Genomic DNA, 14,109 nt, shown 5'->3' on the forward strand with positions numbered 1-14,109 from the left:
TCTGTGGAGCGGGCGACGGGAATCGAACCCGCGTAATTAGTTTGGAAGACTAAGGCTCTACCATTGAGCTACGCCCGCGTGCACTGCTTCGAGCCAGACTGTACCGGCCCGAGGGAGCTCAAATCCAATCGATAGTCTTTCACCGATACGGCCTGTTTAACAGCCATGCCCGCGGAAGCCGTAGGATGCCGTGGGCTTGTGATGAGCATGCCGGGGTGTAGCGCAGCTTGGTAGCGCATCCGCTTTGGGAGCGGAAGGCCGCAGGTTCAAATCCTGTCACCCCGACCAGCACGACCACCGACCAAGACATCGTTGACCAGCGAAAGTGATTCGAGGAGTACCAGTGAAGAGCACCGTCGAGCAGTTGAGCCCCACCCGGGTGCGGATCACCACGGAGGTGCCCTTCGAAGAACTGAAACCAGACTTCGACCGCGCCTACAAGGAGCTGGCCAAGCAGGTCCGTCTCCCCGGTTTCCGCCCGGGCAAGGCGCCCGCCAAGCTGCTGGAGGCCCGCATCGGCCGCGGCGCCGTGCTGGAGCAGGTCGTCAACGACGCGCTGCCGTCCCGCTACAGCGAGGCCGTGACCACCACCGAGGTCAAGCCGCTGGGGCAGCCCGAGATCGAGATCACCAAGATCGAGGACGGCGAGGAACTGGTGTTCACCGCCGAGGTGGACGTCCGTCCCGAGATCGCGCTGCCCGACTTGAGTGCACTCAAGGTCGAGGTCGACGCCATCGAGATCACCGATGAGGACATCGACAAGGAGCTGCAGACCCTGCGCGCCCGGTTCGGCACCCTCACCGGCGTGGACCGCCCCGCCCAGGACGGGGACTTCGTCTCCATCGACCTGTCGGCCACCGTCGACGGCGAGGACGTCCCGGACGCCAAGACCGAGGGGTTGTCCCACGAAATCGGTTCCGGTCAGCTGATCGAGGGCCTGGACGAGGCGATCATCGGCCTCAAGTCGGGTGAGACCAAGGTCTTCACCACCACGCTGGCAGCCGGCGAGCACGCCGGCAAGGAAGCCCAGGTCACCGTCACCGTCGGATCGGTCAAGGAGCGTGAGCTGCCCGCGCCCGACGACGAGTTCGCCCAGCTGGCCAGCGAATTCGACACCATCGACGAGCTGAAGGCCAACCTGTCCGAGCAGGTCGAGCGCTTCAAGCGCATCCAGCAGGCCGAGAGCATCCGCGACAAGACGCTGGAGACCCTGCTCGAGACCGTCGAGATCGCGCTGCCGGAGAAGATCGTGCAGGCCCAGGTGGACGAGACCGTGCACCAGGCCATCCACGGCCTCGACCACAGCGAAGAGCGCTTCGCCGAGCAGCTGGCCGAGCAGGGCACCACCCGCGAGGAGTTCGACGCCGAGGCCCGCAGCAATGCCGAGAAGGCCGTCAAGACCCAGCTGCTGATGGATGCCATCGCCGATGATCTCGACATCCAGGTAGGCCAGAACGACCTGACCGAGCGGCTGGTGCTGATGTCGCGTCAGTACGGCATCGAGCCCCAGCAGCTGCTGCAGGTGCTGCAGCAGAACAACCAGCTGCCCGCCATGTTCGCCGATGTGCGTCGGGGCCTGACGGTCGCCGCCGTGGTCGAAGCCGCCACCATCACCGACTCGGCGGGCACTGTGATCGACACCTCGGAGTTCTTCGGATCCGGTTCCGAAGAGGCCGATGTCGCGGACGCTGTTGACGAGGACGAAGCCGCCGAGGACGAGGCCGAATCCTCCGTCGAACCCGACGGCGACACCAAGTAAAAAACGAGCGCAGCACCCCGGGCGCGTGACGCTCACAGCGAAAGCATGCGTCTCGGGGAGTGCACGTGTCGGCCAGTTGGTTAGGGTCGTTTGAGTATGAACACGAGAAAGCAGGTATCCCGTCGTGACTGACATGCGTTCCGGGTCAATGGGCCTGAACCTCACCGACTCGGTCTACGAGCGGTTGCTGGCCGAGCGGATCATCTTCCTGGGCACCCAGGTGGACGACGACATCGCCAACCGGCTGTGCGCGCAGATCCTCCTGCTGGCCGCCGAGGACCCCACCAAGGACATCAACCTCTACATCAACTCGCCGGGCGGTTCCGTCAGCGCCGGCATGGCCATCTACGACACGATGGTGCTGGCGCCGTGTGATGTCGCCACCTATGCCATGGGCATGGCCGCGTCCATGGGCGAGTTCCTGCTGGCCGCCGGCACCCGCGGCAAGCGTTACGCCCTGCCGCACGCGCGCATCATGATGCACCAGCCGTCGGCCGGTATCGGCGGTAGTGCTGCGGACATCGCCATCCAGGCCGAGCAGTACGCGCTGACCAAGAAGGAGATGAACCGGCTCAACGCCGAGTTCACCGGTCAGCCGCTGGAGCGCATCGAGGCCGACGCCGACCGTGACCGCTGGTTCACCGCGCCGGAGGCCCTCGAGTACGGCTTCGTCGACCACATCATCACCCGCGCCCACCTCAACGGGAGTGCATCATGACCTCACCCAGTGCCCGTTACATCCTGCCCTCGTTCATCGAGCACTCCAGCTTCGGTGTCAAGGAGTCCAACCCGTACAACAAGCTGTTCGAAGAGCGAATCATCTTCCTCGGCGTGCAGGTGGACGACGCTTCGGCCAACGACATCATGGCCCAGCTGCTGGTGCTCGAATCGCTGGATCCCGACCGCGACATCACGATGTACATCAACTCGCCCGGTGGTTCGTTCACCAGCCTGATGGCCATCTACGACACCATGCAGTACGTGCGCGCCGACATCCAGACGGTGTGCCTGGGGCAGGCCGCCTCGGCCGCCGCTGTGCTGCTGGCCGCCGGCACTCCCGGCAAGCGCCTGGCCCTGCCCAACGCGCGTGTGCTGATTCATCAGCCCGCGGTCGGCGGCGCCATCCAGGGACAGGTCTCCGACCTGGAGATCCAGGCCGCCGAGATCGAGCGCATGCGCACCCTGATGGACACCACGCTGGCCCGCCACACCGGCAAGGAACCGGCCGTGATCCGCAAGGACACCGACCGCGACAAGATCCTGACGGCCGAGGAGGCCAAGGACTACGGGATCATCGACACGGTGCTGGCGTACCGCAAGCTGTCGGCCCAGTCGGCCTGATGCGCAGCGGCGGTGTCGCGGGCGGATAACTACCGCGACACGGCCGCGCGTTGCGCGCCCCGCGAGGGGAATCAGACGATATGTTCTTGCGACAGGCGAATACCACCGACGCTATTCGCTTTATCGGTCGCCCAGTACCCGCGGAAGCGGGTAGCGTCGGGAACGGCACCAACAGAGCCCGACATCCCGGTGAATTTCACCGGCGGACAGGAAGTGGGACCCCTGCACCATGGCGCGCATCGGAGACGGCGGTGACCTGCTGAAGTGCTCGTTCTGCGGGAAGAGCCAAAAGCAGGTCAAGAAGCTCATCGCGGGCCCCGGGGTGTACATCTGCGACGAGTGCATCGACCTCTGCAACGAGATCATCGAAGAGGAACTGGCCGACGCCGACGACGTCAAGCTCGACGAGTTGCCCAAACCGCAGGAGATCCGAGATTTCCTCGAGGGCTACGTCATCGGCCAGGACACCGCCAAGCGCACACTCGCGGTGGCTGTCTACAACCATTACAAGCGCATCCAGGCCGGCGAGAAGAGCGGCCGAGACTCCCGCTCCGGTGAGTCCGTCGAGCTGGCGAAGTCGAACATCCTGATGCTCGGTCCCACCGGCTGCGGCAAGACCTACTTGGCGCAGACGCTGGCCAAGATGCTCAACGTCCCGTTCGCCATCGCCGACGCCACTGCGCTCACGGAGGCAGGCTATGTCGGTGAGGACGTCGAGAACATCCTGCTGAAGCTGATCCAGGCGGCGGACTACGACGTCAAGCGCGCCGAGACCGGCATCATCTACATCGACGAGGTCGACAAGATCGCCCGCAAGAGCGAGAACCCGTCGATCACCCGCGACGTCTCCGGCGAGGGTGTGCAGCAGGCGCTGCTGAAGATCCTCGAGGGTACGCAGGCGTCGGTTCCTCCGCAGGGCGGCCGTAAGCATCCCCATCAGGAATTCATCCAGATCGACACCACCAACGTGTTGTTCATCGTCGCGGGTGCGTTCGCCGGGTTGGAAAAGATCGTCTCCGACCGAGTGGGCAAGCGCGGCATCGGCTTTGGCGCCGAGGTGCGCAGCAAGGCCGAGATCGACACCCAGGACCACTTCGCCGAGGTCATGCCCGAAGATCTGATCAAGTTCGGTCTGATCCCGGAGTTCATCGGCCGCCTGCCCGTGGTGGCTTCGGTGACCAACCTGGACAAGGACTCGCTGGTTCAGATCCTGTCGCAGCCGAAGAACGCCCTGGTGAAGCAGTACACCCGCCTGTTCGACATGGACGGCGTGGAGCTGGAGTTCAGCGCCGATGCGCTGGAAGCCATCGCCGATCAGGCCATCCACCGCGGCACCGGTGCCCGCGGCCTGCGCGCCATCATGGAAGAAGTCCTGCTGCCGGTGATGTACGACATCCCCAGTCGCGACGATGTAGCCAAGGTGGTGGTCACCAAGGAGACGGTCGACGACAACGTGCTGCCGACCATCGTGCCGCGCAAGCCTTCTCGGACCGAGCGTCGCGACAAGAGCGCCTAGTAGACACCGGGAGGCGCCCTCTGCCCACTGGGGAGAGGGCGCTTTTTCGTCAGCGTGCCACCGCGGCCCGTTGGGCGATCACTTCATCGACCAGCACGGCGATCTCGGCGACACCATCGCGGCGGGCGTACGCGGATTCCAGTGCCCGTGCGTTGGTCAGGAAGTGGCCGTGGTCCAGAATGTCGCGTACTGCGCGTCGCACCATGCTCGCCGAGGGTGTTCCGGTGTTCAGGTTGATTCCGGCACCGGACCACTGCACTCGCGCGGCCACCTCGGGCTTGTCCTCGGTGTCTCCGGCGACCACCAACGGGACGCCCTCCGACAGCGCACGTTGCACAGCGCCATAACCGCCGTTGGTCACCATGACGTCCACCTTGGGCAGTAAGAGGTCGTGCGGAACATACTCGGCGACACGGACGTTGGCGGGCAGCGGGATGCTGATCTGCTCGACGGGCCGCCCGCCGGTGGTGGCGACCACCAGAACGTCCTCGTCGGCCAGCGCAGTGATGGTGGGTTCGAGCAGCCGGCTCAGATCGGCGTTGTCGATGGTGCCCTGGGTGACATGTACCACCGGCTTGCCTGCGTCCAACTCCGGCCACCACGCCGGTGCACGGAAACCTTCGGACGGCCGAGGGTGCACGTGTCCGACATAACGCACAGCGGTAGGCAGGTCACCGCGCGGATAGTCGAAGGTCGGCACGGTCGGTGCGATGAGCCGGTCGGCCATGGCCGGGGAGTCCATGACGAACACCGGCAGTTGCGGTGCGTCCAACCGGCGCAGCTGGTCATTGGCCGCACGTTGGCTCGCTCGCAGCAAAACGTTGTGTGACAACAGGTTCAGGATTCGATTGCGCAACCGGCCCAGCACGGTCGCCGACGGTTGCAGGCCCAGACCGAAAGGGGCGTGGTCGCGGCTGCTGATCATCAGCGGGGTGGTGGAGTAGGTGAGCACCGGCGGCCGTTCTGCCGGGTCGCCCAGCAGCAACGGCAGGATGCCGAAGAATCCGGCGTCGGCGATCAGCGCGTCGTAGGCGGTGGTGCGCATGAGTTCGGTCAGTGTCGCGGTCTGGTACTGCATGGGTCCGAGAAAAACATTCGTGATGTCGAAGTTCACCCGTTGTATCCCCGAAGTGGCTGAACGGCCCGGGAATTCGGCTTCCAGGTTGGTTTCGTCGAACTCCGCTTCGGGGGCAGCGCGGCCGGGATGGCCCCGACGGCCCGGATACGGGCGGCGTGCTGTGATGCGGTCAGTACCGTCACCCGGTCGCCACGGGCCACCAGCCCCTCGGCGACCGTGAGCAGCGGTCCGACATGGCCGACCGGTTGCATCGAGGCGATCAGAATCTCCGCCATTGGTGAGTCCTCCCTTGGTTCGCGTGTCGATTGCGTTGGCGTCGATGCTTCTCGACGGCGCTGCGGCGAACTTGGAGGCTGTGTGGAGATCCGATGGAGATTGCAGGTAGACGGCCCGAGGCATCAGGCCGCCCTGCCTCAGTTCATGTTCCAGGGGGTGCCGTAGGTGGTGACGCTGTCTCCGGCGTCGGAGATCAGCCGAGCGTACGGGCGCAACATGACGCCGCCGGCCGCGCCGGTGACGGTGCCGCTGGCGTTGGCGACGGCCACCGCCCCGTTGGCGCCCTTGACGTCCACCGAGAACGTGGCGACCTCCTGGATGCCGGGACCGTTGCCCAGGTCGGCGGAGATGGAGGCGCCGGGTAACAACGGCGGTGTGACGATGGCCGGAATCAGATCTATCGACGTGGGGACGCCCGGTCCGAACGATCCGTAGTCCTGGCTGTCGAAGGCGATGTTGGGGGTGGTGTAGCTGAAGTTGATGCCGACGCCCAGCGACCATGGGAAGCCGACTTGGTAGCCGAGTTCGAGCGTGCCCTTGAACTTGTCGGCGTTCTCACCGGTCACCGTGTAGACGGCTTTGCCGGAGTGAAACCACTCCCGGGTCAGGCGGTTGCGGTCCAGCGGCGGAACACCGTTGAGGAAGGTGTCCCATTGCTGAATTGTCAGGGTGCGGCCCTGTCCGTCGACCAGGCTCAGTTCGTTGTCCATCCCGGCGTGTGCGACGCCGCTGCCGGCGAACAGCACTGTGGCGGAGGCGATCAACGCCATGAGAAGCCGACCGACAACCGACATATCCGCTCCTTGCTACCCACCAACGACGACTCGCAGAACCTATAGGCAAAAGCGCGGGTTTGGTGATCGAGATCGCCTCAGCAGAGCGGATTTTGGAGGTTGCACGGGTGACTGCGCAGTCGCCACGTGCGGTGATGGGCATGGCTGCCAATCCACTGTGGACTTGCTCAACCCTTGGTGTCAACACCTGTGGCGGCGGATCTTTGGGCATCACAACCTATGCCGGCACCCGCTGAGATGTGCCGAGCGTAGGGTCCGCACGGCACACCACCGCGCAGCGGAACCACTCGGGGCCAGGTCCGAACAATCGGAACTGGATCTTCAGAGAATTCGGTCCGGTCGACTGTAGATGTTCATCGACTCACCACGCAGGAACGCGACGAGGGTGACGCCGGACTGCGTGGCCAGATCGACGGCCAGTGAGGAGGGCGCTGACACCGCGGCCATGACGGGGATGCCTGCCATGACGGCCTTTTGGGTCAACTCGAACGACGCCCGACCGCTGACCAGCAGCACGGTGCCGGTCAACGGGATGCGGTTGTGCTCCAGGGCCCAGCCGATCACCTTGTCGACGGCGTTGTGCCTGCCGATGTCCTCACGCAGCACCAGCAGGGTGCCGTCGGCGGTGAACAGTGCGGCCCCGTGGAGTCCGCCGGTGCTGGCGAACACCTTCTGGCCGGCACGCAACTTCGCCGGCAGCGCGGTGAGAGTGTCCGCGGAGATGGTGGTGGGATCGTCGCCAGGGGAGTGACGGCTGATGGTGGCCACCGCGTCGAGAGAGGCCTTGCCGCAGATCCCACACGACGAGGTGGTGTAAAAGTTGCGGCGAACATCCACGTCGGGCGGCGGCACCCCGGGGGCCAGGGTGACGTCCAGGACGTTGTAGCTGTTGACCCCGTCGGCGTCGGCGCCGCGGCAGTAGCGCACGCCGCTGATATCATCGCGGTTGCCCACCACACCTTCGGTGAGCAGAAATCCTTGCGCCAGTTCCACATCCGAGCCCGGAGTGCGCATGGTGACTGTCAGCGCGCTGCCGTCCAGCCGGATCTCCAGCGGCTCCTCGACCACCAGCGTCTCGGGACGTTCGGTGACGTGCTCGGCCGAGACGTGGCTGGCCCGGCGACGCGCGGTGACCCTACCCATGGACCTGCTCGATACGGATGGTCACGGCCTTGGACACCGGTGTATTGGACTTGATCGCGGTGTGATCCAGCGGCACAAGCGGATTGGTCTCCGGGTAGTACGCCGCCGCGTTGCCCACCGGTGTGGAGTACGGCACCACCCGGAAGTTCTTCGCGCGTCGTTCCTGGATCCCACCGTTGCCGTCGGGGTACTCCGAGATGAGGTCGACGTGGGAGCCGTCGCGCAGTCCCAGTGCAGCCATATCCTCGGGGTTGACGAAGACCACCCGGCGACCGCCCTTGATACCGCGGTAGCGGTCGTCCAGACCGTAGATGGTGGTGTTGTACTGGTCGTGGCTGCGTAGTGTCTGCAGCACCAGCCGGCCTTCGGGTACCGGTACCCATTCCAGTGGATACACCGAGAAGTTGGCTTTTCCGGTATGGGTGGGGAATTCGCGGGAATCGCGCGGCGGGTGCGGCAACTGGAACCCGTCGGGCTGGCGCACGCGTTTGTTGTAGTCGGCGCATCCGGGCACCACGGCGGCGATGGCGTCGCGGATCCGGTCGTAGTCCTCGACGAACGACAACCAGGGAACCGGATGGCCGTCACCGAACAAGGTGTGCGCCAACTGGCAGACGATGGCGACCTCGCTGCGTAGCTCATCACTTGGTGGGTGCAGGCTGCCGCGGGACAGGTGCACCATCGACATCGAATCCTCCACCGACACCAGCTGTTTACCGCCGGCCTGGATGTCGCGGTCGGTGCGGCCCAGCGTCGGCAGGATCAGCGCGGTGCGGCCGTGCACCACGTGGCTGCGGTTCAGCTTCGTCGAGATCTGCACGGTCAGAGCGCAATTGCGCAGTGCGGCTTCGGTGACCTCGGTGTCCGGGGTGGCGGCCGAGAAGTTGCCACCCATGCCGATGAACACCTTGCCGTGGCCGTCACGCATGGCGCGGATGGCATCCACGGTGTCCATGCCGTGCTTGCGGGGGCTGGTGATGCCGAAGCGGGCATCCAACGCGGCCAGGAACTCCTCAGGCATCTTCTCCCAGATGCCCATGGTGCGATCGCCCTGCACATTGGAGTGCCCACGCACCGGGCACACCCCCGCGCCGGGCTTGCCGATCATGCCGCGCATCAACAGCAGGTTGGTGGCTTCACCGATGGTGGCAACACCGTGGCGCTGTTGGGTCAACCCCATCGCCCAGCAGATGATGGTCCGGTCCGAGGCGATCAGCATCCGCGCGACCTTGTGCAACTGCTCGCGGCTGACGCCCGACGCCTCGACCACCGTGTCGAGGTCCACGGCTCGGGTCTGCGCCTCGTATTCGGCGAAGCCAGCGCAATGGCCGTCGATGAAGGCGCGGTCCAGCACGGTTCCGGGAGCGGCATCTTCGGCCTCGAAGAGCAGCTTGCCCAGGCCGGCGAAGAACGCCATGTCCCCGCCGATGCGGATCTGTACGAACTCATCGGCGATGGGCACCCCGTGGCCCACGACGCCGTGCACCTTCTGCGGGTCCTTGAACCGCATCAGCCCCGCCTCTGGCAAGGGGTTGACCGCGATGACGGTGGCTCCGCGCGCCTTGGCCTTCTCCAGGATGGACAGCATCCGTGGATGGTTGGTGCCCGGATTCTGTCCCGCGATCATGATGACGTCGGCCTCGATGAGGTCTTCGACGGTAACCGAGCCCTTGCCGATGCCGATGGCGTCCACCAGCGCCGCGCCCGACGACTCGTGGCACATGTTGGAGCAGTCCGGCAGGTTGTTGGTGCCGAAGCTGCGCACCAGCAGCTGATAGAGGAACGCGGCTTCGTTGCTGGTGCGCCCGGAGGTGTAGAACATCGCCTCGTCGGGGTCGGCGAGGGCCCGCAACTCCTCGGCGATCAACCCGTAGGCGTCGTCCCAGGAGATGGGCTCGTAGTGCGTGGCGTCGGGCCGTAGCACCATCGGGTGGGTCAACCTGCCCTGCTGAGACAGCCAGTACTCGGGCTGCTCGGCCAGCTCGGCAACAGAATGCCTGGCGAAGAAGTCCGGGGTCACCACACGTTTGGTGGCTTCCTCGGCGACGGCCTTGGCGCCGTTCTCGCAGAACTCGGCCAGCTTGCGGCCGCCATGTTCCTCGGGCCAGGCGCACCCGGGGCAGTCGAAGCCGTGCCGCTGGTTCAGCCTGGACAGCGCCGCCGCCGTGCGTAGCGGGCCCATCTGCTCCACACCGCGCTGCAACGACACCATCACCGCTTTGACGCCCGCGGCCTCGTGCTCGCGCTCGGAGGTGATCACCGCGCTTTCGTCGACGGTGGCGATGTTGTCCTGATGGGGATGACGGCGGCTGCTCACTACACCAATCTATTCCTGAGGGTCGATGATCTGAACATTCCCCGATGTCGTGCCAGCCACGAACAGCCGGCCTGTGCGTGCGTCGACGCCGAGGGTGTACGGATTCTGCAGCGTCGGTATCCGCGCGACCTCGCGTGGCGTCTGTTGGGTCATGTCATAGCCGACCACTTCGTTGGCTCCCGACGAGGCCACCCAGACCCGATCGCGCACCTCGTCGTAGGTGATGCCGTACGGACCGCCGGGTTGGACGACGCTGGCCACTTCTCTTGGTTCTGGGAGTGCGGTGAACACACGCACCGCGTCGCCGCGGGTGTCGGCAGCGATCAGCCGGCCGTGCTTGTCGGCAACAAGATGGGTGGGGCCCGCACCAGCCGGTGTTGATCCGACGATGGCGAGACTGTCGACGTCGTACACCGTGAGGTCGTTCTTGCGGACGTCGAGCAATCCCATCACCGAGCCGGTGGGAGCCAGACCGGCCGGTTGCACGCTGTCGGTGAACACCATCACGATGTCGTCACCGCGCAGGGCTGCCACGGTGCCGCCGTGCTCGTTGGCGACGAAGACGATGCCGTTCCCGGCCTGGGCGGCGTCGTGGGGGAACGTGCCGGTGAGGATTTGTTGTCGGACTGCACCGTTGGGCAGGTCCACCCGAACCAGCGTGTCGGCGCTCTCTACCGGCACCAGCACCGGCCCTCCCGGGGCCGCGAGTTGTAGATGGCGGGCGAAGCCGGGCAGCGGACTGCGACCGCTGACCGTTCCGCTGTCTGCGTCGAGCAGGACCAGTTCGTTCGGCTCCCTGGAGGCGATGGCGACGCGGCGCGTGACGGGGTCGACGACGACGCCTTCGGGTGACGTCCCAACCCGGACCTGTCTGCCGGGAAGGTCGTTCAGAGGTGGCGGCGCCTGTTGTGGCTCGGCCGGTGAGGGCAGTCCGTCGGCATCGGGGCGGGTGCCTTCGGTGGGCACGCCGGAAGGCAGCAGGCCGGTTGTTGTCCCGGACGGGGCATTGGGCGACGGGGGTGTGGCGCCGCAGCCGCCGGTCAGCAGGGCGCAGACGGCGACCACTGTGGCCATGGCACGCATGCCGCAGCGGTACCCCGGCCGCCGGCGGCTGATGTCTGCTCCTCGGTGACGATGATGTGACGCCCCCTGGATGAGGGCGTCACATCATCCCGGTCAGCGTCGGCGAGCGGCCTTCTGCGCTACGTCGGTAGCCGGGCAGTCAGAGCCGGGGGCCTTGGCGACGGCGCAGGCCTTGGCCACCAGGTCGGCCGGCGCCTCGGCAGCGGCGTGGGTGGTCTGGGGAGCCGGTGCCGGGGCAGCGACGGCTGTGCCTGCCAATCCCAGGCCGGCGATACCGATGGCGGTGGCGGCGATGGCGGACCGGATGGCGGTGGCGAACTTCGACATTGTTTCCTCCTGTGTTTCGGACTTGCGTGAACACAGGATCGGCGGTGGTTCTTGGCGGATTCTCCAAAGATCCTCAACGCTCACGCGGTTGTTTGCCGTCCGTCCCACTCTTTGCGTCCTGTGCCGCATTCTGACGTTGACGCGTCTGTAACAAATTTGCCATCGAATGTTCCTAGGTTGGGTCGGTCACACGTCCGTCGACCAGATGCGGACGCAAGCAGTAAGGAAGTCCATGAGCGGAAATGCCGTCCGTCTGCAGGCGATCAACAGCGTGGAGGCCTATGAACCTCCGGCCATCAGCTTCGACCCCACCGAGGCACCCGGAGAGATCTTCGGCTCCAATGTGTTCACCAAGGCCGAGATGCAGCTCCGCCTGCCGAAATCGGTGTTCAAGTCCGTGGTCGCCACCATCGAGAAGGGTGCGACGCTGGATCCCGCCGTCGCCGACTCGGTGGCCTCGGCCATGAAGGACTGGGCGTTGAGCAAGGGCGCCACCCACTACGCGCATGTCTTCTACCCCATGACCGGATTGACCGCCGAGAAGCACGACAGCTTCCTCGAGCCGGTGTCCGACGGCCAGACATTGGCCGAGTTCGCCGGTAAGACCTTGATCCAGGGCGAGCCGGACGCCTCCAGCTTCCCGTCGGGTGGCCTGCGCAGCACCTTCGAAGCGCGCGGCTACACCGGCTGGGATGTCACCAGCCCGGCGTACATCCTGGAGAACCCCAACGGCAACACGCTGTGCATCCCGACGGTCTTCGTCTCGATGACCGGTGAGGCCCTGGACTACAAGACTCCGCTGCTGCGCAGCCAGCAGGCCATGGGCACCCAGGCCGAGCGCATCCTGAAGCTGTTCGGGCATTCGAACTTCGACAACATCGTGTCGTTCTGTGGCCCCGAGCAGGAGTACTTCCTGGTCGACCGCCACTTCTTCCTGGCGCGCCCCGATCTGGTGAACGCGGGCCGCACCTTGTTCGGCGCCAAGCCGCCCAAGGGCCAGGAGTTCGACGACCACTACTTCGGCTCGGTGCCGGACCGGGTGTTGGCGTTCATGATGGACACCGAGCGTGAGCTGTTCAAGCTCGGTATCCCCGCCAAGACCCGGCACAACGAGGTCGCTCCCGGACAGTTCGAGATCGCGCCGATGTTCGAGCGGGCCAACATCGCCGCCGATCACCAGCAGCTGCTGATGACGACCTTCCGCAACATCGCCAAGAAGCACGGCATGGAGTGCCTGTTCCACGAGAAGCCGTTCGCCGGTGTCAACGGATCGGGCAAGCACGTCAACTTCTCCATGGGCAACGCCCAGTTCGGCAGCCTCCTGGTGCCGGGTGACACCCCGCACGAGAACGCCCAGTTCCTGGTCTTCTGTGCCGCCGTCATCCGGGCCGTGCACAAGTACGCGGGCCTGTTGCGGGTGTCGGTGGCCTCGGCCACCAATGATCACCGCCTCGGTGCCAACGAGGCCCCGCCTGCCATCATCTCGATCTTCCTCGGGGCGCAGCTGGCCGACGTGTTCGAGCAGATCGCCAAGGGCGCGGCCACCTCGTCGAAGGGCAAGGGGACGATGATCATCGGCGTCGACACCCTTCCCGTGCTGCCCACCGACCCGGGCGATCGCAACCGCACCAGCCCGTTTGCGTTCACCGGCAACCGGTTCGAGTTCCGCGCCCCCGGTTCAGGCCAGACCATCAACGTCCCGATGATCATCCTGAACACGATCATGGCCGACTCGCTGGACTACATGGCGACCGCGCTGGAGGCCGCCGTGGCTGAGGGCACGGACTTCGATGCGGCCGTGCAGACGCTGCTGACCGAGATCATCACCGAGCACGGCGCGGTGGTGTTCAACGGCGACGGCTACTCCGACAACTGGCAGATCGAGGCGGCCGAGCGTGGGCTGCCCAACCTGAAGACCACCCTCGATGCCATCCCGGAGCTGATCACGCCGGAAGCCATCGCGGTGTTCGAGAAGTACGGCGTGTTCAACGAGCGTGAGTTGCACAGCCGCTACGAGGTGCGCCTCGAGCAGTACGCCCTGACCATCGCCGTCGAGGCCAAGCTGGCATTGGAGATCGGCACCACCGTGATCCTGCCCGCCGCTGTGCGCTACCAGACCGAGCTCGCGCAGAACGTCGCGGCGCTCAAGAAGGCCGGTGTTGAGCCCAGTTTGATGATGCTGGAGGAGGTTTCGGCTCCGATCTCAGCTCTGACGGCGGCGCTGGGAACGCTGAAGTCGGCACTGGGCGAGCACGTCGAGGGCTCGCTCGAAGAGGCCACGCATGCCCGGGAAGCGCTGCTGCCCGCCATGGCTGCCGTGCGTGAGGCTGCCGACACCTTGGAATCCGTTGTGGCCGATGATCTGTGGCCGCTGCCCACCTACCAGGAGATGCTCTACATCCTCTGATCCACCTCGGCGCGAGCGTGCGCGTCCCCGGCCGACACATGGTGTCGCAGCCCCGGGGGTGCGCACGC

General features: G+C 65.7%; 10 protein-coding genes, 2 tRNA genes and 1 pseudogene. 6 read left to right on the top strand and 7 right to left on the bottom strand.

Annotation, left to right across the window (positions count from 1 at the left end; all coding sequences use genetic code 11):
• Positions 1-4: 4 nt before the first annotated feature.
• A tRNA-Gly gene (locus BVC93_RS20655) sits at positions 5-78 on the bottom strand.
• Between the two features lie 133 nt (positions 79-211).
• Here BVC93_RS20655 and BVC93_RS20660 point away from each other — a divergent pair.
• The 5 genes from BVC93_RS20660 to clpX all read left to right on the top strand — a co-directional run bounded on the left by BVC93_RS20660 (position 212) and on the right by clpX (position 4,616).
• Positions 212-288 (top strand) — tRNA-Pro (locus BVC93_RS20660).
• A 55-nt stretch (positions 289-343) separates the two neighbouring features.
• On the top strand, positions 344-1,759 hold the full coding sequence (gene tig / locus BVC93_RS20665) for a trigger factor (RefSeq protein ID WP_083739097.1): 1,416 nt from the start codon (positions 344-346) through the stop codon (positions 1,757-1,759).
• 133 nt (positions 1,760-1,892) lie between these two features.
• Positions 1,893-2,477: an ATP-dependent Clp protease proteolytic subunit gene (locus BVC93_RS20670; RefSeq protein WP_083739098.1), complete on the top strand. Its 585-nt coding sequence runs from the start codon at positions 1,893-1,895 to the stop codon at positions 2,475-2,477.
• On the top strand, positions 2,474-3,100 hold the full coding sequence (locus BVC93_RS20675; RefSeq protein WP_083739099.1) for an ATP-dependent Clp protease proteolytic subunit: 627 nt from the start codon (positions 2,474-2,476) through the stop codon (positions 3,098-3,100). The genes BVC93_RS20670 and BVC93_RS20675 overlap by 4 nt, the downstream gene beginning before the upstream one ends.
• 229 nt (positions 3,101-3,329) lie before the next feature.
• On the top strand, positions 3,330-4,616 hold the full coding sequence (gene clpX, locus BVC93_RS20680; RefSeq protein WP_083739100.1) for an ATP-dependent Clp protease ATP-binding subunit ClpX: 1,287 nt from the start codon (positions 3,330-3,332) through the stop codon (positions 4,614-4,616).
• Between the two features lie 49 nt (positions 4,617-4,665).
• Here the strand turns inward: clpX and BVC93_RS20685 are convergent.
• The 6 genes and pseudogenes from BVC93_RS20685 to BVC93_RS20710 all read right to left on the bottom strand — a co-directional run bounded on the left by BVC93_RS20685 (position 4,666) and on the right by BVC93_RS20710 (position 11,634).
• Positions 4,666-5,969 (bottom strand): annotated as a pseudogene (locus BVC93_RS20685) (glycosyltransferase).
• A gap of 138 nt (positions 5,970-6,107) precedes the next feature.
• A complete protein-coding gene (locus BVC93_RS20690) occupies positions 6,108-6,764 on the bottom strand; it encodes an MspA family porin (RefSeq protein ID WP_083739101.1) in 657 nt (218 codons plus the stop codon).
• Positions 6,765-7,085: 321 nt separating this feature from the next.
• A complete protein-coding gene (gene fdhD / locus BVC93_RS20695) occupies positions 7,086-7,907 on the bottom strand; it encodes a formate dehydrogenase accessory sulfurtransferase FdhD (protein WP_083739102.1) in 822 nt (273 codons plus the stop codon).
• Positions 7,900-10,224: an FdhF/YdeP family oxidoreductase gene (locus tag BVC93_RS20700; protein WP_083739103.1), complete on the bottom strand. Its 2,325-nt coding sequence runs from the start codon at positions 10,222-10,224 to the stop codon at positions 7,900-7,902. Before BVC93_RS20700 ends, fdhD begins: the two co-directional genes overlap by 8 nt.
• A gap of 9 nt (positions 10,225-10,233) precedes the next feature.
• Positions 10,234-11,298, bottom strand: a complete 1,065-nt coding sequence (locus tag BVC93_RS20705; RefSeq protein WP_236950044.1) for a YncE family protein — start codon at positions 11,296-11,298, stop codon at positions 10,234-10,236.
• 102 nt (positions 11,299-11,400) lie between these two features.
• Positions 11,401-11,634, bottom strand: a complete 234-nt coding sequence (locus tag BVC93_RS20710; RefSeq protein WP_083739105.1) for a hypothetical protein — start codon at positions 11,632-11,634, stop codon at positions 11,401-11,403.
• Positions 11,635-11,866: 232 nt separating this feature from the next.
• Here BVC93_RS20710 and BVC93_RS20715 point away from each other — a divergent pair, with 232 nt between their 5' ends.
• Positions 11,867-14,041: a glutamine synthetase III family protein gene (locus BVC93_RS20715; RefSeq protein ID WP_083739106.1), complete on the top strand. Its 2,175-nt coding sequence runs from the start codon at positions 11,867-11,869 to the stop codon at positions 14,039-14,041.
• Positions 14,042-14,109: the final 68 nt, after the last annotated feature.

The organism is Mycobacterium sp. MS1601, from assembly GCF_001984215.1.
Taxonomy (GTDB): domain Bacteria; phylum Actinomycetota; class Actinomycetes; order Mycobacteriales; family Mycobacteriaceae; genus Mycobacterium.